At 75.0% G+C, this 20,270-nt stretch carries 20 protein-coding genes; 11 read left to right on the plus strand and 9 right to left on the minus strand.

Annotation, left to right across the window (positions count from 1 at the left end; genetic code table 11):
• Nucleotides 1-544, minus strand: a 544-nt coding sequence (locus IF73_RS0125340) for a TerD family protein (RefSeq protein WP_031011975.1), incomplete at its 3' end; no start/stop codon positions are given.
• A gap of 180 nt (nucleotides 545-724) precedes the next feature.
• On the opposite strand from IF73_RS0125340, the gene IF73_RS0125345 reads away from it, so the two are divergent.
• From IF73_RS0125345 to IF73_RS0125375, 7 genes are all read left to right on the plus strand, one after another.
• Nucleotides 725-1,312 (plus strand): SRPBCC family protein, encoded by a 588-nt coding sequence (locus IF73_RS0125345; RefSeq protein ID WP_063833476.1) that lies wholly within the window; start codon nucleotides 725-727, stop codon nucleotides 1,310-1,312.
• 58 nt (nucleotides 1,313-1,370) lie between these two features.
• Entirely contained in the window at nucleotides 1,371-1,526 is a 156-nt protein-coding gene (locus tag IF73_RS0125350; protein WP_031011979.1) for a hypothetical protein, read from the plus strand.
• 178 nt (nucleotides 1,527-1,704) lie between these two features.
• A complete protein-coding gene (locus IF73_RS0125355; RefSeq protein ID WP_031011981.1) occupies nucleotides 1,705-2,184 on the plus strand; it encodes a carboxymuconolactone decarboxylase family protein in 480 nt (159 codons plus the stop codon).
• 237 nt (nucleotides 2,185-2,421) lie between these two features.
• Nucleotides 2,422-3,861 (plus strand): SulP family inorganic anion transporter, encoded by a 1,440-nt coding sequence (locus tag IF73_RS0125360; protein WP_051717296.1) that lies wholly within the window; start codon nucleotides 2,422-2,424, stop codon nucleotides 3,859-3,861.
• A 93-nt stretch (nucleotides 3,862-3,954) separates the two neighbouring features.
• Complete coding sequence (locus IF73_RS0125365; protein WP_031011983.1) at nucleotides 3,955-4,707, plus strand: ABC transporter ATP-binding protein; 753 nt, start codon at nucleotides 3,955-3,957, stop codon at nucleotides 4,705-4,707.
• 5 nt (nucleotides 4,708-4,712) lie between these two features.
• Nucleotides 4,713-6,083 carry an FtsX-like permease family protein gene (locus tag IF73_RS0125370; protein ID WP_031011984.1) on the plus strand — a complete coding sequence of 457 codons (1,371 nt, stop codon included), beginning with the start codon at nucleotides 4,713-4,715 and terminating at the stop codon, nucleotides 6,081-6,083.
• Nucleotides 6,076-7,398: a sensor histidine kinase gene (locus IF73_RS0125375; RefSeq protein ID WP_078868250.1), complete on the plus strand. Its 1,323-nt coding sequence runs from the start codon at nucleotides 6,076-6,078 to the stop codon at nucleotides 7,396-7,398. The genes IF73_RS0125370 and IF73_RS0125375 overlap by 8 nt, the downstream gene beginning before the upstream one ends.
• Before the next feature lie 11 nt (nucleotides 7,399-7,409).
• On the opposite strand, the gene IF73_RS0125380 is transcribed toward IF73_RS0125375, so the two are convergent.
• Genes IF73_RS0125380 through IF73_RS0125390 form a run of 3 tightly spaced genes read right to left on the minus strand, consistent with a single transcriptional unit; the run spans nucleotide 7,410 to nucleotide 8,838 of the window.
• Entirely contained in the window at nucleotides 7,410-8,084 is a 675-nt protein-coding gene (locus tag IF73_RS0125380; protein ID WP_063833477.1) for a response regulator transcription factor, read from the minus strand.
• 7 nt (nucleotides 8,085-8,091) lie between these two features.
• Nucleotides 8,092-8,409 carry a MazG-like family protein gene (locus tag IF73_RS0125385; RefSeq protein WP_031011990.1) on the minus strand — a complete coding sequence of 106 codons (318 nt, stop codon included), beginning with the start codon at nucleotides 8,407-8,409 and terminating at the stop codon, nucleotides 8,092-8,094.
• Between the two features lie 42 nt (nucleotides 8,410-8,451).
• The gene (locus IF73_RS0125390; RefSeq protein WP_031011992.1) at nucleotides 8,452-8,838 is read right to left on the minus strand and encodes a VOC family protein; all 387 of its coding nucleotides are present in this window, start codon (nucleotides 8,836-8,838) and stop codon (nucleotides 8,452-8,454) included.
• A gap of 556 nt (nucleotides 8,839-9,394) precedes the next feature.
• On the opposite strand from IF73_RS0125390, the gene IF73_RS0125395 reads away from it, so the two are divergent.
• Nucleotides 9,395-10,969, plus strand: coding sequence for a pectate lyase family protein (locus tag IF73_RS0125395; protein ID WP_031011994.1), 1,575 nt, complete (start codon nucleotides 9,395-9,397; stop codon nucleotides 10,967-10,969).
• An 11-nt stretch (nucleotides 10,970-10,980) separates the two neighbouring features.
• On the opposite strand, the gene IF73_RS0125400 is transcribed toward IF73_RS0125395, so the two are convergent.
• Both IF73_RS0125400 and IF73_RS0125405 read right to left on the minus strand, forming a co-directional pair.
• The gene (locus IF73_RS0125400; RefSeq protein WP_031011996.1) at nucleotides 10,981-12,243 is read right to left on the minus strand and encodes an arginine deiminase; all 1,263 of its coding nucleotides are present in this window, start codon (nucleotides 12,241-12,243) and stop codon (nucleotides 10,981-10,983) included.
• 142 nt (nucleotides 12,244-12,385) lie between these two features.
• Nucleotides 12,386-13,846 (minus strand): basic amino acid/polyamine antiporter, encoded by a 1,461-nt coding sequence (locus tag IF73_RS0125405; protein ID WP_031011998.1) that lies wholly within the window; start codon nucleotides 13,844-13,846, stop codon nucleotides 12,386-12,388.
• Between the two features lie 212 nt (nucleotides 13,847-14,058).
• Here IF73_RS0125405 and IF73_RS0125410 point away from each other — a divergent pair, with 212 nt between their 5' ends.
• Nucleotides 14,059-14,481 (plus strand): CBS domain-containing protein, encoded by a 423-nt coding sequence (locus tag IF73_RS0125410; protein ID WP_031012000.1) that lies wholly within the window; start codon nucleotides 14,059-14,061, stop codon nucleotides 14,479-14,481.
• 18 nt (nucleotides 14,482-14,499) lie between these two features.
• Here the strand turns inward: IF73_RS0125410 and IF73_RS0125415 are convergent, their stop codons facing one another.
• Nucleotides 14,500-15,678, minus strand: a complete 1,179-nt coding sequence (locus IF73_RS0125415) for a lactate 2-monooxygenase (protein WP_031012002.1) — start codon at nucleotides 15,676-15,678, stop codon at nucleotides 14,500-14,502.
• A 170-nt stretch (nucleotides 15,679-15,848) separates the two neighbouring features.
• Here IF73_RS0125415 and IF73_RS0125420 point away from each other — a divergent pair, with 170 nt between their 5' ends.
• A complete protein-coding gene (locus IF73_RS0125420; RefSeq protein ID WP_031012004.1) occupies nucleotides 15,849-16,868 on the plus strand; it encodes a phosphotransferase in 1,020 nt (339 codons plus the stop codon).
• A 21-nt stretch (nucleotides 16,869-16,889) separates the two neighbouring features.
• Here the strand turns inward: IF73_RS0125420 and lysA are convergent, their stop codons facing one another.
• Nucleotides 16,890-18,239 carry a diaminopimelate decarboxylase gene (lysA, locus tag IF73_RS0125425; RefSeq protein ID WP_031012006.1) on the minus strand — a complete coding sequence of 450 codons (1,350 nt, stop codon included), beginning with the start codon at nucleotides 18,237-18,239 and terminating at the stop codon, nucleotides 16,890-16,892.
• Entirely contained in the window at nucleotides 18,236-18,559 is a 324-nt protein-coding gene (locus tag IF73_RS39780; protein WP_051717298.1) for an SAV_915 family protein, read from the minus strand. The genes lysA and IF73_RS39780 overlap by 4 nt, the downstream gene beginning before the upstream one ends.
• A gap of 880 nt (nucleotides 18,560-19,439) precedes the next feature.
• Between IF73_RS39780 and IF73_RS0125435 the strand changes: the two genes are divergently transcribed.
• On the plus strand, nucleotides 19,440-20,168 hold the full coding sequence (locus tag IF73_RS0125435; protein WP_031012011.1) for a hypothetical protein: 729 nt from the start codon (nucleotides 19,440-19,442) through the stop codon (nucleotides 20,166-20,168).
• Nucleotides 20,169-20,270: the final 102 nt, after the last annotated feature.

A 20,270-nucleotide genomic window follows, 5' to 3' on the forward strand; every position in this document is an offset into this window, starting at 1 on the left:
GAGCGGGCGCGGGGGCCTGGGCGGGGGCGGGGGTGGTCTGCGGCTCCGCGCCGGCGACGTGGACGCCGTGGTCGGTGGCCAGGCCCTCCAGGCCGTTGGCCCAGCCCTGCCCGACGGCCCGGAGCTTCCAGCCGCCGGCCCGCCGGTAGAGCTCGGCGAGCACCATCGCGGTCTCCCCCGCGGCGTCCGTCACGTCGTAGCGGGCGACCGGGGTGCCGTCGGGGGCGAACGCCTCCACCGAGAGCCCGGGCACGTCCCGGAGGGCGCCCCGGTCCGTGGAGCCGACGACGAGCACGCGGTCCACGTCCGGTTCCAGCGCCGGCAGCCCGACCTCCAGCCAGTCGCCGCCGTCCTCGGCCCGGGCGAACCTCACGGCGCCGTTCGGGTGCGCCGGCTGGCCGTGGAAGACCACGTCGGCGTCGCCCCGGACGAGCCCCCGCTCGGTGAGCAGGAGCGCCATCGCGTCCAGGCCCCGACCGCGTACGGCGATCCGCAGCGGCACCGAGGGCACGAAGCCGTTGCCCCCCTTGATCAGCGTCGTCATCGCGCTTCGACCCTTCCCCTCGTGTCCCCACCTGGTCGATCAAGGAAGATCCTCCGCGACGCGCGGTCCCGGGACAAGAGCCGAGGACCGAGGTCCGCGCTCGCGCGAGTGCTCGGCCCGCCGCGGGGCAGTCGCGGGGTGAGGCACCGGTTCCGTCCGGCCGTGCGAGGAGGTGACGACGTGGTCCGCGACACCATCCTGGTCCAGGCGCCGCTGAAGCGGGTGTACGACCAGTGGACGCAGTTCGAGGAGTTCCCGCGCTTCATGCACGGCGTGGTGGCGGTCAGGCAGACCGACGAGCGGCATCTGCACTGGCGGACGAGCATCGCCGGGGTGCGCCGGGAGTTCGACGCCGAGATCGTCGACCAGGCGCCGGACGAGCGGATCGCCTGGCGCACCGTGGGCGGCGACGTACGCCAGCGGGGCGTCGTGACCTTCGAGCCGGTCGGCGCCACGCACACGCGCGTGCGGCTGGTGCTGGAGCTGGAGCCCGAGGGGCCGGCGGAGAAGGCGGCCGCGGCGCTGGGCGTGGTGTCCAGCCGGGTCTCGGGCGACCTGCGGCGCTTCAAGGACTTCGTGGAGGACCGGCACGGGGCGACCGGCGGCTGGCGCGGCCGGCTCCGGCCCGCCGGCGCGGCGCGCTCGCCGGGCGCGGAGCCCGGTCCCGTACCGCCTGCCCCACCCTCTCCACCCCCTCCTCCCCGCCCTCCCCCTTCTTCCGGTTCTCCCGGCTTCCCGGACGGGCGGCAGCCGATGCCGCCCCGCTGACCCCCGGCGCCCGGCATCGGTCCGCCCGCCCGTTCCCCGACACTCGAAAGGCCCTGTCATGGTCCCGCTCCTGCTCGTTCTCCTGTTGATCCTGGTGCTCTTCGGCACCGGCTTCGCCGTCGAGGCCCTCTGGTACATCGCCCTGGCCGTGCTGGTCCTGTGGGTGCTCGGCTTCCTGTTCCACGGCTCGGGTTCACGGTGGTACCGCTGGTGATCCGCACCTCTCCCTCCCGGAGCTCGTCGCCCTCAGCGGGCGGCGGGCTCCCCGGCCGTCCCGGTGCCGTCCTCGCCCCGCCCTCCCCAAGTTAGTTTGATTTTCAACCATCAGTCGGGGGATGATGTCCCCGCCACCCGCGGCACTCGCGGGACGAGGCAAGGCGAAGGAGCGGACAGTGAGCGACGCCGTGGCGGCACCGGCCGGGCAGCGGATCTTCCTCGACAAGCAGACCCCCGACGTCTTCAAGGCGTACGTCAGGACCGCCCAGACGGTCCGGGACGCCGCCGACGCCGCCGGGCTCGACCGCGTCCTGGTCGAGCTGGTGAACCTGCGCGTGTCCCAGCTCAACGGCTGCGCCTACTGCCTCGACACCCACACCCGCGCCGCCCTCGCCGCCGGCGAGACCCCCCGCCGCCTCGGCGTGCTCGCGGCCTGGCGGGACACCCGGCTCTTCACCCCGAAGGAGCGGGCCGCCCTCGCCCTCGCCGAGGCCACCACCCACCCGGCCGAGGCCGACGCGCAGGACCGGGCCTACGCCGAGGCCCGCGAGGTCCTGGACGACGCCGCGCTCGCCGCCGTGATCTGGGTGGCCATCACCATCAACGCCTTCAACCGGGTGTCGATCCTCAGCAAGCACCCGGTGCGCGAGAGCTGACACCCGCTCCGGCCCGGCGCCTCACCACCCCCGTCGAACAGACGGCCGGTCCCGGGCGGCGCGGACCGGTAAAGTCTTCGGGTCGCCCCGGCCGCCGCGCCGCCGAACCGCCGCCCGGGGCTCGCCCCCCTCCCCCGTACGACAGGTCCCTCTCCTTTGCCTTCCGCCGTCGCTCCCGCCTCCGCCTCCGCCTCCGCCCCGGCCGTCTCCCGGTTCCGGGGCCCCCTGCCCGACTGGATGCGCGATCCGCGGGTGTGGCGGACCGAGGTGCTGGCGGGGCTCGTCGTCGCCCTGGCGCTGATCCCGGAGGCCATCGCCTTCTCCGTGATCGCCGGGGTCGATCCGGCGATGGGGCTCTTCGCCTCGTTCACGATGGCCGTCACGACGGCGATCGTCGGCGGACGGCGGGCGATGGTCTCGGCCGCCACCGGGGCCGTGGCGCTCGTCATCGCGCCGGTCAACCGGGAGCACGGCGTCCAGTTCCTGATCGCCACGGTCATCCTCGCCGGCCTCTTCCAGATCGTGCTGGGGCTCGTCGGGGTGGCGAAGCTGATGCGGTTCGTGCCGCGTCCGGTGCTGGTCGGCTCGGTGAACTCGCTGGCCGCCCTGGTCTTCCTCGCCCAGCTCCCCGAGACCCGGAACGTGCCCGTGGCGGTGTACGGGCTCATCGCGGGCGGCATCGTCCTGCTCGTCCTCTTCCCGAAGGTGACGACGCTGATACCCGCCCCGCTCGTCACCATCACCGTCCTCACCCTGGTGACGGTGGCCGCCGGAATCGCGGTGCCGACCGTCGGCGACCGGGGCGAGCTGCCGTCGGCACTCCCCGTCCCCGGCCTGCCGGACGTGCCGTTCACCGCCGGCACGCTGGCGACGATCGCCCCGTACGCCCTCGCCGTCGCCCTCGTCGGGCTGGTGGAGTCGCTGCTGACGGCGAAGCTCGTCGACGACCTCACGGACACCCCGTCGAACAAGACCCGGGAGTCGGTCGGGCAGGGCGTCGCGAACGTCGTCACCGGTCTCTTCGGCGGCATGGGCGGCTGCGCCGTCATCGGCCAGACGATGATGAACGTCAAGGTGGCCGGCGCCAGGACCCGGGTCTCCACCTTCCTCGCCGGCGTGTTCCTGATGGTGCTGTGCGTGGTCCTCGGGCCGGTGGTCTCGCGGATCCCGATGGCCGCGCTGGTGGCGGTCATGGTGATCGTGTCCGTCGCCGCCTTCGACTGGGAGTCGGTCGCCCCGCGCACCCTGCGGCGCACCCCCGTCGGGGAGACCGTCGTCATGCTGGTCACGCTGGCCTGCGTCCTGGTCTCCCACAACCTCGCGCTCGGCGTCGTCGTCGGCTCGGTCGCCGCCACCCTCGTCTTCGCCCGGCGGGTCGCCCGCCGCACCACCGTCACGTCGGTCGCCGACCCCGACGGGACGACCGTCGTGTACCGGGTCTCGGGCGAGCTGTTCTTCGCCTCCGCGGAGGCGTTCGCCGACCGCTTCGACCACGCCGGCGACCCGGACCGGGTGGTGATCGACCTGTCCGCCGCACGGGTCTCGGACGCGTCGGCCGTCGCCGCGCTGGACGCCGTCGAGGCGGCGTACGCCCGGCGCGGCAAGACCGTCGAGATCACCGGCCTCGACCCGGCCGGCGCGACCCTCCGCGACCGCCTCGCCCCCACCACGTCCTGACGGCTCCGGATACGGGCGGTTCGGTTTTCCGAACCCCCGGTTCGGGGGCGGGCACCATCGCCCGGCCGGGGCCCGTCCGCCGAGGATGAGGGCATGATCGAGACGGCGAAGGACATCGGGACGGAAGCAGCAGCGCGGGCGGAGGACCTGCGCCGCGTGTACGGGCGGGGCGGTGCGGCCGTACGGGCGCTGAACGGGGTGTCGGTGACCCTCGCGCCCGGCACGTTCACGGCGGTGATGGGGCCGTCGGGCTCCGGCAAGACCACGCTGCTGCACTGCCTCGCCGGCATGGACCGGCCCACCGGCGGCTCCGTCTGGTGGGGCGGTACGGAGATCTCCCGGCTGCCCGAGCGGCGGCTGGCGGTCCTGCGGCGCAGCCGGGTCGGTTTCGTCTTCCAGGCGTTCAACCTGATGCCGGCGATGACCGTCGCCCAGAACGTCGAGCTGCCCGGCCGGCTGGCCGGCGCACGCCCCGACCGGGGCCGCGTCCTGGACGCCCTCGCCCGGGTCGGGCTCGCCGGGCGCGAGCGGCACCGCCCCGGGCAGCTGTCGGGCGGGCAGCAGCAGCGGGTGGCCATCGCCCGCGCGCTGGTCTCCCGCCCGCGGGTGCTCTTCGCCGACGAACCGACCGGCGCGCTCGACCGGGCCACCGGCCACGAGATCCTCGCCCTGCTGCGCGCCGGGGTGGACCGGGAGGGGCAGACCTGCGTCATGGTGACCCACGACCCGGTCGCCGCCGGGTACGCGGACCGGGTGCTGCTGCTCGCCGACGGGGTCCTGGTGGACGCGCTCGACCGGCCGTCCGCCGCGCGGGTCGCCGAACGCCTGAGCCGGCTGGGCGGGTGAGCCCGGTGGTCACGCTCGCCCTGGCGCCGCTCCGCCGGCGTCCGGCCGCCTTCGCCGGCCTTGCCGTCGCCCTCTTCCTGGCCATCGCCACCCTGACGCTGTTCGGCCTGCTGTTCGCCGCCGGTCTCACCGCCCGCGAGGAGGACCCGCGCGCGGTCGCCGGGCCCGGTCCGATGGTCATCGCGGGCGCGTTCGGGGAGATCGCCGTCCTGGTGGCCTTCTTCGTCGTGGTCAACGCGCTCGGCTTCGCCCTCCGGCAGCAGCACCGCGAACTCGCCCTGCTCCGCACCGTCGCGGCCACCCCCCGCCAGACGCGCCGTCTGGTCCGCGGCCAGGTCGTCGCGACGACGCTGCTGGTCACCGCGCCGGCGTGGGTCGCCGGCGCCGCCGCGGCCCGTCGCTTCCTCGGCGAGCTCCAGCGGCGCGGCATGGCCGCCCCCGGCCTGCGGGTGCCGGACACCCTCCTGCCCCCGGTGCTCGCCCTGGCGGCCGCCCTCGCCGTCGGCCTGGCCGGCACGGCCGTCGCCGCCCGGCGGATCTCCCGGATCGCGCCGGCCGCCGCCCTCGCCGCCAGTACGACCGAGCACGCGCGGACCGGCGCGCCGCGACTGCTCGCCGGCGTCGGCGCGCTGGCCGGAGGCGCTCTGCTGCTGCGGCTGGCGGCGACGCGGCCGGTGGCGGAGGCGGACAAGGCGGGGCAGGCGGCGCTGCTCGGTTCGCTGGTGCTGCTGGTCGCGGTCGCCCTGCTCGGCCCGCTCGCGGCGCGTCTTCTGGCGGCGGCGTCGGGCGCGCCGGTCCGGCTGCTGGCGCCCCGGTCGGGATGGCTGGCCGACGCCCACCTGCGCGGGTACGCGCGGCGCCTCTCGTCCGCCGTGGTGCCCGTCGCGCTCCTGGTGGGCCTGTCGGGCACCATGTCGATCATGACGAGCACCGCGGGGAACGCACCGGGCACGACGGCGTCCGGCGTCACCTCGGCGACGGACGTGTGGCTGCGCCAGTGCGAGCTGGCGCTGCTGGTCTGCTTCGCGGCCGTCTCCACGGTCAACACCCTGGTCGCCGTGACCGCGGGGAGGCGCCGGGAGTTCGCGCTGCTGCGGCTGGTGGGCGCGACCTCGTCGCAGCTGCTGCGCATGCTGACCGTGGAGGCCGTGCTGACCACGGTGGTGGGCGTGCTGCTCGGCGCCGCCGTCGCGGGTGCCGCGGGCGCCGCTTTCAGCACGGCCGTGACCGGCTCGGCCGTACCGACCGTCCCCCTGGCCGCCTGCGGGTGGATCGTGGCGGGCGCGGCGGCGCTGACGGTCCCGGTCATCCTGGTGACGGGGGTTCGGGCGGTCCGTGGCCCGGCGGTGGAACGGGTGGGTGGTGACGGTGACTGAGCCGCGAGGCCGGGGCGGGGGCGGCGCTCCTGGGGGCAGGTCGGGTTCTGGGGGCGGGTCGGGTTCTGGGGGCGGTGCCGGGGGCGGTTCCGGACCCGGGGGCAGGGGATGGTTCTCCCTCGGCGGCGGTGAATGGCTCTTCGCCGCCGCCGGGCTGCCGCTCGCCCTCCTCTGCGGCGGTTACGCGATCGCCGTCCTGTACGCGGGGGTGCTGCTGTCGCTCACGGTGCTGGGCCTGCCGTTCGTGGTCGCCGCGCTGCTGGGCGCGCGGGCGCTCGGCGCCCCGCACCGGAGGCTCGTCGGCCGGCTGCTCGGGGAACCGGTCGAGGCGCCGGCGCCGCTCCCCCGCGCCACGGGCCCGGTCGCGCGCGGCCGCGCCGTGCTGACCGACCCGGTCGGCTGGCGGACGCTGCTCTACCTGGTGCTGCGGCTGCCGCTCGGCGTCCTGGGGTTCGCCGCCGCGGTGGCGCTCCCGCTCGGCTGCGGCTGGCTGATCGGCTTCCCGCTCTGGGTGCGGCTCCTGGAGACGGAGCCGCGGGCGTTCGGCTGGGCCGACGCCGTCTCCGTGCCGCTGGGTCTGCTGCTGCTCGCCGCGGTGCCCGGCGCGATCAGGGCGCTGAGCGGAGCCAACCGGCGGCTGGCGGCCCTGCTGCTCGGCCCGGCACCGGCGCAGCGGCGGGTCAGGCGGCTGGAGGCGGCCCGGGCCGTGCTGCTCGCGGAGAACACCGACCGGCTGCACCGCCTGGAGCGCGACCTGCACGACGGGACCCAGGCCCGGCTCGTCGCCCTGGCCATCACCCTCTCGCTCGCCGACGACGCCCTCGCGCCCGCCGCGGGCCCGGACCTGGAGCGGACGCGCGGCCTGGTGGAGCGCGCCCGCGGCCAGACCGACGACACCATCGCCGAACTGCGGCTGCTCACCCGGGGGATCCGGCCGGTGGCGCTCGACGGCGGCCTCGCCGAGGCGCTGCCCGGACTGACCGCCACCTCGCCCGTACCCGTCGCCCTCCGCCTCGATCTGCGGGAACGGCCGGACCCGGCGGTCGAGCGGGCGGTCTACTTCTGCGCCGCCGAACTCCTCACCAACGTCACCCGGCACAGTGGCGCGCGCGGGGCCGAGGTCGCGGCGAGCGCCGCCGGCGGCCGGGTCCGGCTGACCGTCCGCGACGACGGGCGCGGCGGTGCGGCGCCCGGCGGCGGCACGGGTCTGGCGGGGCTGGCCGAGCGGCTGGCGGCGGTGGACGGCGTCCTGACCGTCGACAGTCCGCCCGGCGGGCCCACCACGGTCACGGCGGAACTCCCGTCGCACCTGTGAGCGGTGCCCGCTCAGCCGGCGCTCTCCGCGAGGTACGTGAGGACGGCCTTCACGCGCCGGTTGTCGGTGTCGGTCGCGCGCAGGCCGAACTTCACGAAGACGGCGGCGACGTGCTTCTCCACCGCCCGCTCCGACACCACCAGCGACGCGGCGATGGAGCGGTTGGAACGGCCCTGGGCCATCAGCTCCAGCACCTCGCGCTCGCGCGCCGTCAGCGTGTCCACGGGACCGCGCCGCCCGCCGCGCATCAGCCCGGTGACGACCTCGGGGTCGAGCGCCGTGCCCCCGCCCGCGACCCGGTGCAGCGCCGCCACGAACTCGTCGGTGCGGGCGACGCGTTCCTTCAGCAGGTAGCCGACGCCCGCCGCTCCGTCGGCCAGCAGCCGGGCGGCCCAGACGGTCTCGATGTGCTGGGAGAAGACCAGGATGCCGACGTCGGGGGTGCGGGCCCGGATCTCGACGGCGGCACGGATGCCCTCGTCGGTGTGGGTGGGCGGCATCCGGATGTCCACCACGGCCACGTCGGGCCGGTGTTCGTCGACCGCTGCGACGAGCCCGGGCGCCGTACCGGCGGTGGCGACCACCCGGCAGCCGCGGGCGCCGAGCAGTTCGACCATGCCGTCGCGCAGGACGACGGAGTCCTCGGCCAGGACCACGCGGAGCTGTCTGTCGATCACCGTGCCCATTATCCGGTCATCCGGGAAGCGAACGGTCGGCCACCCGCCGCAGGTGCCCGGCGAAGACCTCGGCGGCGTCCGGGGTGAGGGTGCGCAGGGCGACCATGGCGGTGATGACGACGTCGCAGAGCTCCGCCTCGACGTCACCCCAGCTGTGGCTGGTCCCCTTCCGCGGGTTCTGTCCGGTGGCCCCGATCACCGCCTGCGCCGCCTCCCCGACCTCCTCGGACAGCTTGAGGACGCGGAGCAGGATCTCCTGGCCGGGCGGCAGCTCCTGATGGGCCGTGAGCCAGTCGTGGAGGCGGGCGATGGTGGTCCAGGTGTCGTCGGTCATGGCGGCAGCCTGCCAGGCCGGACGACTCCGGGGAGCGCGGTTCTACGCCTGGACGTCCTGCGGGTACCAGCGGAGTTCGACCGTGTTGCCGTCCGGGTCCTTCACGTAGACGGACTGGGCCGAGCCGCGGGCGCCCCAGCGGGGGACGGGGCCCTCCAGGACGTCGAACGTGCCGGAGTCGATGACCTCCTGCCAGTCGAGCGGGTCGACGACGAGGCAGATGTGGTCGACGTTGGACTCGCCTCGCGGCCGGGAGAAGAGGTCGATGACGGTGCCCTCGTCGATCCGGACGGACGGGAACGGCACCTTGCCGGCCCGCCACTCCTCGACCCGCTCCGGCGCGAGGCCCAGCCGGTCGGTGTAGAAGGCGAGGGCGCGCTCGACGTCGGTGACGTTGAGGACGAGGTGGTCGAAGGCTTTGACGCGCATGCGGTGTCTCCCGTGTTTCCGTTCGGTGGTGCCGGTCCGACGGGGTCGATGACCGCGGCGGCGCTCGACCGCGCCCCCCGCCGCCCCCTCCGCGCCTCCGCGCGGCCTGACCGGCCCGCACCTCCCCCGTGCAGGTAGTGCCTATCACGGCGGACCGCCCGCGCCCCACCCCGTATCCGTCGCGCCGTCAGGCCGGCGGCGTCCGCCGGGCGATGCCGGCGGCGGGTATCCCGTGACGGTCGGCGTGCGGCAGGGGCGAGCGCGGGGGCCCGGAACGGGCGCACCGCGCCGTACCGGCTCGGGAAGCCGGTCCGCAGGGGCCTCCGTCGCACCCCCGCCCTCCGGAACCGGCGAGACCGGCGGCGCCGCCCCGCCGCCGCCGCGGGGCCGGATTCGGGTCCGTCGTGTCCGAAGCCTTGTCAGGTACCGCGCGGCGCCCCTATCGTCACGCGCCGAAAGCGCTTTCTGGAGAGCGCTTTCTATGTTGCGTTACCCAGGGACGGGGCTGACGACGACATACGTCCGTGACCCCACGGACGTCTACGAAAGGGCAGGCATGGGACGACGATCCCCCTCCACCCGGCTCCGCGCGGCGCTGGCCGCCATGGCGGTCGCAGCGGCCACCGGCGCGGTCCTGACCATCCCGGAAGCCTCGGCCGCCACCGCCGGCGCCACCGGCTACGCGAGCCAGAACGGCGGGACCACCGGCGGCGCGGGCGGCCAGACCGTCCGCGCGACCACCGGCACCCAGATCCACGCGGCCCTCTGCGGCCGCGCCTCCAGCAGCACCCCGATCGTCATCCAGGTCGAGGGCACCATCAACCACGCCAACACCGCCAAGGTCTCCGGCACCAGCTGCAACACCGCCGACGGCGTCATCGAGCTCAAGCAGATCAGCAACGTCACGCTCGTCGGCGTCGGCTCCGGCGCCGTCTTCGACCAGCTCGGCATCCACATCCGCGAGTCGAGCAACATCATCATCCAGAACGTGACGGTCAGGAACGTCAAGAAGTCCGGCTCCCCCGTCTCCAACGGCGGCGACGCCATCGGCATGGAGAGCGACGTCCGCAACGTCTGGGTCGACCACGTCACCCTGGAGGCGTCCGGCGGCGAGTCCGAGGGCTACGACGGGCTGTTCGACATGAAGGACAACACGCAGTACGTGACGCTCTCCTACAGCGTGCTGCGCAACTCCGGCCGCGGCGGCCTGGTCGGCTCCAGCGAGACCGAGCTGAGCAACGGCTTCATCACGTACCACCACAACCTGTACGAGAACATCGACTCGCGCGCGCCCCTGCTGCGCGGCGGCATCGCGCACATGTACGACAACCACTACCGGCAGCTCAACGAGTCCGGCATCAACTCCCGGGCCGGCGCCCGCGCCAAGGTGGAGAACAACTACTTCGAGGACTCCAAGGACGTCCTCGGCACGTTCTACACGGACGCGGCCGGCTACTGGCAGGTCGCCGGGAACGTCTTCGACAACGTGACCTGGTCCCCCGCCGGCACCGACTACCGCCCGGCGGGCCCGAACCCGGTCTCCAACACCTCGGTGTCGGTCCCGTACGCCTACACCCTCGACAACGCGTCCTGCGTCCCCGACGTGGTGGCGCGCACGGCCGGCGCCGGCAAGGGCCTGCTGGTCTCGGACGGCTCCTGCACCCCGCAGACCCCGAGCCCGACGCCCACCCCGACCGCCACCGCGACGCCCACGCCCACCCCGACCCCCACGCCCACCCCGACGGCCACCGCCACCACCGCCCCGCCGTCCGGGACCAACCTGAGCATCGGCGCCGGCTCGGACGGTTCCAGCAAGGCCGACGGCACCAGCTACGGCAACGTCCGGGACGGCAGCCTGAGCACGTACTGGTCGCCCGTCGGCACGACCGGCTCCGTCTCGGTCAAGTGGAGCGCCCCGACGACGATCTCGTCGGTCCGCGTCCGCGAGGCGTCCGGGGCGGGCACGGTCACCGGCTGGCGGCTGCTGAACGCCGACACCGGCGCCGTCCTCGCCACCGGCGGCGCGGCCGGCACGATCTCCTTCCCGGCGACCTCGCTGAGCAAGGTCACCTTCGAGATCACCGGCGCCACCGGCACCCCGCGGGTCGCCGAGTTCGAGACGTACGCGTAGCGGTCGCGGCGTCAGAAGTCGATCGGGTCGCGGACGAGGGGGCAGGTCATGCAGTGGCCGCCGCCGCGTCCGCGGCCCAGCTCAGCGCCCACGATGGTGATGACCTCGATGCCCGCCTTCCGCAGCAGCGTGTTGGTCTGGGTGTTGCGGTCGTAGGTGAAGACCACGCCGGGCTCCAGGGCGACGGCGTTGTTCCCGCTGTCCCACTGCTGCCGTTCGGAGGCGTAGACGTCGCCGCCGGTCTCGATCACCCGCAGCCCGGGCAGGCCGAGGGCCTTGGCGACGACGTCCGTGAAGGGCGTGTCGCCCTCGTCGGTGATCTCGACGCCGGGGGCGCGGTCCGAGGGGCGCAGCGAGAAGGTGTGGACCGCGTCCATGATCTTCGGGTAGAGCGTGACGACGTCGCGGTCGGCGAAGGTGAAGACGGTGTCGAGGTGCATGGCGGAGCGCAGCTTGGGCATGCCCGCGACCACGACCTGCCGGGCGGCGCCGTGCTCGAACAGGGCGCGGGCGACCTGGGTGATGGCCTGCCGCGAGGTGCGCTCGCTCATGCCCATGAGGACGACGCCGTCGCCGACCGGCATGATGTCGCCGCCCTCGAAGGTGGCCTGGCCCCAGTCCTGCTCGGGGTCGCCCCACCAGACGGTGGCGTCCCTGAAGTCCGGGTGGTGGGTGTAGACCGCCTTCATGAGCAGGGTCTCGCCGTGCCGGGCGGGCCAGTACAGCGGGTTGAGGGTGACGCCGCCGTACAGCCAGCAGGTGGTGTCCCGGGTGTAGAGGGTGTTCGGCAGCGGCGGCATCAGGTACTCGCGGGCCCCGACGCCCTCGCGGGCCAGGGCCGCGTGGCCGGAGCGCACGTCCAGCGGCAGGTCGGCGGTGGAGAGGCCGCCGATCAGGTAGTCGGTGAGTTCGCGCGGGGCGAGCGAGTCGAGGAAGGCGCGGGTGTCGTCGATGAGCCCGAGGCCGACCTCGTTGGCGGTGATCTTGCGGTCGAGGAGCCATGCCCTCGCCTCGGGCAGGGCCATGGTCTCGGTGAGCAGGTTGTGCAGCTCGACGACCTCGACACCGCGCTGGACGAGCTTGTTGACGAAGTCGGCGTGGTCGCGCTGGGCGTTCTCCACCCACATGACGTCGTCGAAGAGGAGGTCGTCGGAGTTGGTCGGGGTCAGCCGGCGGTGGGCCAGGCCCGGCGAGCAGACGAGGACCTTGCGGAGCCAGCCGACCTCGGAGTGGACGCCGAGGGGGCGGGTGGCCTCGGGGGTGGCGGGATTCATCGCTGGCCGTTCCTTTCCGGAAGGGTCGTTTCTCGGGTCTGCTGCACTGGGGTCTGCCGCTCGCGGGGCTGCCGCACCCGGGACTGTCGCTCGCGGGGCTGCTGCCTGCGGGGTCGCCGCTCCCGGGGGCGCTCGCGGGCGCTCACAGTTCGATCCAGCCGACGGCGAGGGCGACGACGCCGACGGCGGCACCGGCCACGGAGAGGGCGCAGACGACCGCCTCGCGGGGGCTGAAGAGGCGCCGGCCCTGCTCCCGGCGGGCCTTGACGAAGAGCAGGGTGGCGGGGGCGTAGAGGATCAGGGAGACCAGGACGAACTTCAGCCCGGCCGCGTACAGCAGGAAGGTGGTGTAGAGGGTGGCGACGGCGGCGACGACGAGTTCGCGCCGGGTGCTGTCGCCGGTCACCCGGTTCTGCCGGGGCCGCAGGGCGATCTTGACGGCGAAGGCGGCGGCGAGGAGGAAGGGGATGAGGCTGAGGGCGCTGGTGAGGTCGAGGGCGAAGTTGAAGGCGTCGTCGGAGAAGGCGGTGACGACGAGCACGGCCTGGCTCAGCGCGGTGGTCATGAGCAGGGCGGGGGCGGGGACGTCGTTCTTGGTGGCGCGGCCGAGGAAGCGGGGCATGTCGTCGTCCTTGGCGGCGACGAAGAGGACCTCGGCGGCCATCAGGGTCCAGGCGAGGTAGGCGCCGAGGACGGAGACGACGAGGCCGACGCTGACGAAGACCTTGCCCCAGGTGCCGACGGCGGCCTCCAGGACGCCCGCCATGGAGGGCTGGCGCAGTTCGGCGATCTCGCTCATGGGCAGGATGCCGTACGACACGATGGTGACCGAGGCGAAGACGGCGAAGACGCTGAGGAAGCCCAGGACGGTGGCGCGGCCGACGTCCTCGCGGCGCCGGGCGTGCCGGGAGTAGACGCTGGCGCCCTCGACGCCGAGGAAGACGAAGACGGTGGCGAGCATGGTGCCGCGGACCTGGTCGAAGAGGGAGCCCGCGTAGTCGGCGCCGGCGAAGTTGTCGGCGAAGACGGCGGGCTCGAGACAGAAGGCCGCGAGGAGGACGAAGACCAGGATGGGCACGATCTTGGCGACCGTGACGATCCGGTTGATCGCCGCCGCCTCCTTGACCCCGCGCCGGATGAGCAGGAAGAAGCCCCAGAGGCCGACCGAGGAGAGCACGATCGCGAGGGCGGTGTCCCCGTCGCCGAGGGAGGGTGCCACGGCGCCGATGGTCGACATGATGAGCACCCAGTAGGTGACGTTGCCGACGCAGGCGCTGGCCCAGTAGCCGAAGGCGGAGAAGAAGCCCAGGTACTCGCCGAAGCCCGCCTTGGCGTACGCGTACACGCCGGCGTCCAGGTCGGGCCGGCGCACGGCGAGCGTCTGGAAGACGAAGGCGAGCATGAGCATGCCGGTGCCGGCGACGGCCCAGGCGATGAGCGCGCCCGCGACACCGGTCTCCTGGGCGAAGCGGCGGGGCAGTGAGAACACGCCGGCGCCGACCATGGAGCCGACGACCATGGCGGTGAGCGTCAGGAGGGTGAGCTTGACCGCCGGTGGGGGGCCGCCGGAGGCGGTCTCGGCGCTGGGTTCCGCTGTGGTCATGGGGCGTACCTCGCCGGTGCGCTCGCGCCGCGGTTCGGCGCGAAGTGAAGAGCGTCGGGCCGCTCAGACTCTAGTGGCGAATGACCACTTATGCCCGTTTTGTTAGATCTTGTACGTGCTCCGCCGGCCGGATCGCGCATGCGGTCGGGGGGACGGGGCAGCCGCCGTGTGTACGGGAGTCCACGACGTCACGAGGAGCGGCAGGGTTCGCCATGACCAAGGCACGCGAGATCATGACTCCGGACGTGACCTGCGTCCGGAGCGACGAGAGCGTGGTCGAAGCCGCGCGGAAGATGGTCGAGCTCGATGTCGGCGCGCTGCCGATCTGCGGGCCGGACGAACGCCTGAAGGGCATGCTCACCGACCGCGACATCGTGGTGCGGGTGGTCGCCGAGGGCCGTGACCCGTCCGCGTGCACCGCGGGCGAGCTGGCCCGGGGCGAGCTGGTGTGGGTCGGCGCCGACGACTCCCTGGAGCGGGTCCTGGAGCTGATGGCCGACCGGAGGATCCGCCGGATCCCGGTGATCGACGGACATGTGCTGGTCGGGATCATCGCCCAGGCCGACGTGGCCCGCCGGCTCCCCGACAGCACGGTCGGCGACCTGGTGGCGGACGTCTCCCGCCCGCCCGCCTGAGGACCCGGCCCCGGACGGTCAGAGGCGGCGGAGCGCGCCCTCCGCGCGCAGGTCGGCGAGGGAGGGGTAGCCGTCGACGGCCATGATCAGGTCGGTCTCGGCCAGCAGCGAGCGCAGGACGTGCACGACGCCGTCCTCGCCGCCGGCCGCCAGTCCGTACGCGTAGGGGCGGCCGACGCCGACGGCGGTCGCGCCGAGGGCGAGCGCCTTGACGGCGTCCGCGCCGGTGCGGACGCCCGAGTCGAAGAGGACGGGCAGTCCGTCGGCGGCCTCGACGACGCCAGGGAGGGCGTCGAGGGCGGGCAGTCCGCCGTTGGCCTGCCGGCCGCCGTGGTTGGAGCAGTACACCGCGTCCACCCCGCCGTCCCGGGCACGGCGCACGTCCTCGGGGTGGCAGAGCCCCTTGAGGATCAGCGGCAGGTCCGTGAGGGAGCGCAGCCAGGGCAGGTCGGCCCAGGTGAGGGGGTTGCCGAAGACGCCGACCCATTCGAGGATCGCGGCCCCGGGGTCCTCCTCGGGCGCCTTGGCGAGGCGGGCGCGGAAGACCGGGTCGGAGGTGTAGTTGGCGAGGCAGTGGCCGCGCAGCTGCGGGAAGTTGCTTCCGGCGAGGTCCCGGGGCCGCCAGCCGGTGACCCAGGTGTCGAGGGTGACGACGATCCCCCGGAACCCGGCGGCCTCGGCGCGCCGCACCAGGCTCTCCGCGAGGTCCCGGTCGGTGGGCGTGTAGAGCTGGAAGAAGCCGGGGGTGTCGCCGAACTCCGCGGCGACCTCCTCCATCGGGTCCGCGCTCAGGGTGGACGCGACCATGGGGACGCCGGTCCGGCGGGCCGCGCGGGCGGTGGCGAGGTCGCCGTGGCCGTCCTGGGCGCAGAGCCCGATGACGCCGACCGGGGCCATGAACAGCGGCGAGGGGAGCCGGAGCCCGAACAGGTCGACGCCCAGGTCCCGCTGGGTCGCCCCGACCATCATCCGGGGGACCAGGCCCCAGCGTTCGAAGGCCGCGACGTTCGCCCGCTGGGTGAACTCGTCGCCGGCCCCGCCCGCCACGTACGACAGCACCGACGGCGGCAGCGCCGCGCTCGCCCGGGCCTCCAGGTCGGCGTAGGTCATGGGGTGGGCGGGGAGGACGCCGCCGAGCCCGGCGAGGTAGATCTCGTTCTGGTAGTCGCCGTACCGCCCGCCGAACGCCCCGCTCATCGTGGCCCCGCCCTTCCCTCGCCCTCCCGGCCCGGGCCCGCCCCGGCCGCCGGTGGCGCCCACGGTGCCAGGCCGCGGGCCGGAGCGCCATGGGCGGGGCGGCACGGGCGGGGCGCCGGGCCTCGCATATTCCGGTGCGTCAGGGAGCGGGCCGGTGGTGGAATCGCCGGATGCGCATGAACGACGAGCGGACGACGGTGGTGGACCGGGGGCGGTTCCCGGACGCCGTGACCCCCTGGGACGACGAGGAGTGGCGGCGGGACGTGCTCGGCTGGGCCGAGCACGTCCTGGCCGGACGCGGTCTGGAGGAGACCGGAGCGCGCGAGGTGCGGGTCCGCCCGTGGTCGGTGCTCGTGCGGTTCCGCACCGGCGAGGGCGAGCGGGACGCGGTGTGGCTGAAGGCGGGCGCCCCGTCGAACGCCTTCGAGGCCGGGCTGTCCCGCGCGCTCGCCGACTGGGTGCCGGGGCATGTGATGACCCCGCTGGCGGTGGACGCCGACCGCGGGGTGTCGCTGCTGCCCGACGGCGGGCCGCTGTTCCGCGGGCTCGTCGACGCAGGCGAGGCCGGCCCGGAGGCGTGGACGTTGGCGCTGGGGCAGTACGGCGGCATGCAGCGGCGGCTCGTCCCGTACGCGGACCGGCTGGCCGGGCTCGGGGTGCCGCGGGCACGGACGCGGGACCTGCCGGACGCCTTCGACGCGCTCGTCGCCGACAACCCCTTCTTCGACGCGGACGAACGCGCCGCGCTGCTGCGCCGGCGGCCGCGGCTGGTCGAACTGTGCGCCGAGCTCGACGCGTACGGCCTGCCCGACTCGCTCGACCACTGCGACCTGCACGACGGGCAGCTCCTGGCCCCGGCCCCCGGCCGCTTCACCTTCTTCGACTGGGGCGACGCGTCCGTCGCGCACCCCTTCGGCAGCCTCCTGGTCCCGGTGCGCGCGGTGCGGGAGGCGTACGGCCCCGAGCACGTGGCCCCTATGGTGGACGCGTACCTGGAACACTGGACCGGCCTGGGCCCGTCACCGGCGGAGCTGCGACGGGCCGCGCGCCTCGCGGTCCGGCTGGCGGCACTGGGCCGCGCGGGCACCTGGTTCCGGCTCTTCCCCGGGACGCCGCTCGGCAGCAGCCACGACGCGAGCGCGTACTGGGTGCGGGAACTCTTCGCCGCCGAGGACCTGCTGGAGCCGTGACGGCCCCGGGGCCCTGACGCCCTACAGACCGACGTCGCGGGCGCGGAGGTCCGCCAGGGTCTCCCGCCGGACGAGCAGCCGGGCGGCGCCGTCGCGGACGGCGACGACCGGCGGCCGGCCGACGAGGTTGTACGAGGAGGCCATCGACAGGTGGTACGCGCCGGCCACCGGCACCGCGAGCAGGTCGCCCGGGCGGAGGTCGGCCGGCAGGGCGACGTCCTCGGCGAGGAGGTCGCCCGCCTCGCAGTGGCGGCCGGCGACGGTGGTGCGGACGGCGGGGGCGGTGGAGCGGCGGCCGATCAGGCGGGGCGCGTACCGGACGCCGTACAGGGCGGGGCGCGGGTTGTCGCTCATGCCGCCGTCGACGGCGGCGAAGGTCCGGCCGCCGGCGGTCGTCTTGACCGCGAGGACCCGGTAGAGGGCGACCCCGGCCGGTCCGACGACGGCCCGGCCCGGTTCGACGAGCAGCCGGGGCACGGGCAGTCCGGCGGCGGCGCAGCTCTCGGTGAGGGCGGCGCGGAGCCGGCGGGCGAGGGCGGTCGGGTCGAGGACCGGATCGCCGGGCCGGTAGGCGATGCCGTGGCCGCCGCCGAGGTCGAGCTCCGGCAGGGCGACGCCGTGCGCGTCCCGGACCCGGGCCATGAGTCCGACGAGCCGGCGCAGGGCGGTGAGGTAGGGCTTGACCTCGGTGATCTGGGAGCCGAGGTGGCAGTGCAGGCCGGTGAGTTCGAGCCGCGGCTGGTCGAGGACGCGGGCGACGGCGTGCTGCGCGTGACCGTCGCGCAGGGAGAGGCCGAACTTCTGGTCGTCCGTGCCGGTGCGGACCTTCGCGTGGCCCCCGGCGCCGATCCCGGGGGTCACCCGGAGCATGACCTTCTGGCGGCCGCGCGGCCCGACGGCGGCGGCGATCCGGGCGATCTCGGCCGGGCCGTCGATGACGATCCGGCCGACGCCGAGGCGCAGCGCGGTGTCGAGGTCGGCCGGGGACTTGGCGTTGCCGTGGAGGAGGATCCGCTCGGGCGGGAAGCCCGCGGTGACGGCGAGTTCGAGCTCGCCGGCGGAGCAGACGTCGAGGCCCAGTCCCTCCTCGTCGAGGAGGCGGACGAGGCCGCGGCAGAGGAACGCCTTGGCCGCGTAGTGCACCTCGGCCCCGGGTGCGGGGAAGGCGGCCCGGTAGGTGCGGGCGCGGTCGCGGATCTCGGCCTCGTCGAGGACGTAGACGGGGGTGCCGTGGGCGTCCGCGATGTCGGCCAGCGGCACACCGGCGAGGAGGACCCGGCCGCCGGGTTCCTCGGTGGCGGTGGCGGGCCAGACGGAGAACGCCCGGAGGGCGTCGACGGCTTCGTCGCCGAGCAGGTCGGTCACGGTCATGCGTCGTTCCCCCTCACGAACGCGTCGACGCGACGGGCGCAGGGCGTCGCCGGAAGGGCCCCGGGCAGGTCCGCGACGGTCTCCCGGGTGGGGGCGGGGGTGTAGGGGGCCGTGAGGACGGGGTCGACGGTCAGCGTGTGCACCCCGAGCGGGCGGGCGAGCGCGCGCAGCGCGGCCTCGGAGAGCGGGATCCAGGGCTGCGCGGCGCCGAGGGTGGCGCGGAGCCGCCCGGGGCTGGTGAAGGCGACGACCGTACGGGCGCCGACGGGCGTGCGGAAGAGGCGCGTCGAGACGCCGTGGGCTCCCGGCCGGACGGGCACGCAGAGCCGTCCGGCCGGGGCCGGTTCCCGCGGGTCGGCGTCGGCGTTTTCCGGGGCGGCGGATCCGGGGCGGGCGGATTCCGGGGCGGAGGGCGCCGGATCGACGGGCTCCGCGTCGGCGGGTGCCCTGTCGGCGGCTGCCCTGTCGACAGGCCGACGGCCGACCGGACTTCGATCGGCACGGTCTCGGTCCGCCGCGCCTCGGCCGGCGCTGAGCGGGGTGTGGGGCATGGGTGCCTCCTGCGTGCTCGGTCCCGCCGGGGGTGCGGCGGGGGCGTCCTCGCAGCTTTGCCCGGCAGGGGGCGGTCCGTCCCGGTCCCTGACGCGGTTCTGACGCCGGATCGGCCGACTCTTGACGCGTTCGTCACGCCGGGGCGTCCCCGGCCCGGGCGGCGTCGGCGTGCGCGGGGTGGGGGCGGCGGGGCCCGCGCGCGCACGAGGACGAGGCCGGGGAGGCTTCGCGCCGGGCCGGGCGGCGTGCGTGACGGACCTCCGGGGGCGCGTCGGGGGTGCGTGTCGCGCTGCGTGTCCCGCCGGGCGCGTGCTGGCACTTGGTGTCTCCCTGCGGTCGCGCGCCCTGCCCCGCCCCCACCTTCCGCTATACCGCCTGGGGGTATGTGATCCCCATGGGGTCGGGGCCATCGCCGCCCTCGGCGGCCGGACGGCCGGGATGGCACCGCGTGCCTGGTCGGAGGGGACCGGGACGTCGGCTGGACGGAGGGGCCGGGAAGCTGGAAACCTCGGCGTTCGAGGACCCGATCACCGGTCCCGTACGTGCGCCGCCGCGAGGGGAGCGTGGCGCGGGCCCGTGATCGCCGCGTCCTCGAAGGCGCGTCCGCCGCACCCGTACGCGCCGGAACCGCGAGGAGGAGGACCACCGATGACCGCCGCCCGGGAAGAACGGCTCCAGCTCGACGCCGCGAGCGTCGACAACGCGAGGACGACGCTGCTCCAGCTCCTCGCGCGGGCGGGGGTGTACTCCGGCGACGCGGAGGAGCTGATCGGCCTCGTCGAGGCGGGCGCGCTCGCCGTCGCGCACGAGACGCTGGCCGGCGCCGGACGGCAGGCGCCCCCGGGGAGCGGCGAGCCGTACAGCGCGGGCTGGCGCGACGGCTCACGGGCCGTCACCGAGGGGCTCGCGGGCCTCGCCGACCGGGCCCTGGGCGCGGCCGTCGCGGCGGAGGCCGGGGAGGACCCGGACGCCCGGCCGCGGGTGGGCCGGATGGAGGTCGAGCGGGCCAAGGTGGCGGTCGTCCCCCTGTACCTCACCTTCTCCGAGGAGTCCGACCTCGACCCAGAGGTCACCGAGCAGGTCCTCGCGGCCTCGCTCGCGACGATGGGGGTCCGCCAGCGGGCCTCGTACCCGGGACGGCTGACGGCGTTCGCGGCCGAGCACCGGCCCCATCTGGAGCGGCTGTACGCCACGTACGGGCCGGGCAGCGCGATCGCCATCCACGGGCGGTACACCCTCGTCCACTCCCCCACGAGCCTCGCCGTCCTGGAACGGCTCACCGCCCGCCCGGCGGAGCTGCGGGAGGAGTGGGACGCGGCCGAACTGCCGCCGGCCTGGCTGGACGGACTGACCCGCGCGTGGGACGCGACGGCCTGACGCCCCCCGCTCCAGGGACCGGCAGGGGTGCGCTCCGTCACAAGGGGCCCGGCGGGGGCGACCCGGTATAGCACGGACCCGGTCGCCCGCATAGGGTGGCGG

This window comes from Streptomyces sp. NRRL F-5727, from assembly GCF_000719555.1.
Classification (GTDB): domain Bacteria; phylum Actinomycetota; class Actinomycetes; order Streptomycetales; family Streptomycetaceae; genus Streptomyces.

What these genes read in the sequence shown, in the direction of transcription:
- IF73_RS0125405 (WP_031011998.1), bottom strand. Translation starts at nt 13,846, where the DNA reads ATGACCACAGCGGAACCCAGCGCCGAGACCGCCTCCGGCGGCCCCCCA.
- IF73_RS0125365 (WP_031011983.1), top strand. Translation starts at nt 3,955, where the DNA reads ATGATCGAGACGGCGAAGGACATCGGGACGGAAGCAGCAGCGCGGGCG.
- IF73_RS0125360 (WP_051717296.1), top strand. Translation starts at nt 2,422, where the DNA reads ATGCGCGATCCGCGGGTGTGGCGGACCGAGGTGCTGGCGGGGCTCGTC.
- lysA (WP_031012006.1), bottom strand. Translation starts at nt 18,239, where the DNA reads ATGACCGTGACCGACCTGCTCGGCGACGAAGCCGTCGACGCCCTCCGG.
- IF73_RS0125380 (WP_063833477.1), bottom strand. Translation starts at nt 8,084, where the DNA reads ATGGGCACGGTGATCGACAGACAGCTCCGCGTGGTCCTGGCCGAGGAC.
- IF73_RS0125410 (WP_031012000.1), top strand. Translation starts at nt 14,059, where the DNA reads ATGACCAAGGCACGCGAGATCATGACTCCGGACGTGACCTGCGTCCGG.
- IF73_RS0125385 (WP_031011990.1), bottom strand. Translation starts at nt 8,409, where the DNA reads ATGACCGACGACACCTGGACCACCATCGCCCGCCTCCACGACTGGCTC.
- IF73_RS0125350 (WP_031011979.1), top strand. Translation starts at nt 1,371, where the DNA reads ATGGTCCCGCTCCTGCTCGTTCTCCTGTTGATCCTGGTGCTCTTCGGC.
- IF73_RS0125435 (WP_031012011.1), top strand. Translation starts at nt 19,440, where the DNA reads ATGACCGCCGCCCGGGAAGAACGGCTCCAGCTCGACGCCGCGAGCGTC.
- IF73_RS0125400 (WP_031011996.1), bottom strand. Translation starts at nt 12,243, where the DNA reads ATGAATCCCGCCACCCCCGAGGCCACCCGCCCCCTCGGCGTCCACTCC.
- IF73_RS0125415 (WP_031012002.1), bottom strand. Translation starts at nt 15,678, where the DNA reads ATGAGCGGGGCGTTCGGCGGGCGGTACGGCGACTACCAGAACGAGATC.
- IF73_RS0125390 (WP_031011992.1), bottom strand. Translation starts at nt 8,838, where the DNA reads ATGCGCGTCAAAGCCTTCGACCACCTCGTCCTCAACGTCACCGACGTC.
- IF73_RS0125395 (WP_031011994.1), top strand. Translation starts at nt 9,395, where the DNA reads ATGGGACGACGATCCCCCTCCACCCGGCTCCGCGCGGCGCTGGCCGCC.
- IF73_RS0125420 (WP_031012004.1), top strand. Translation starts at nt 15,849, where the DNA reads ATGCGCATGAACGACGAGCGGACGACGGTGGTGGACCGGGGGCGGTTC.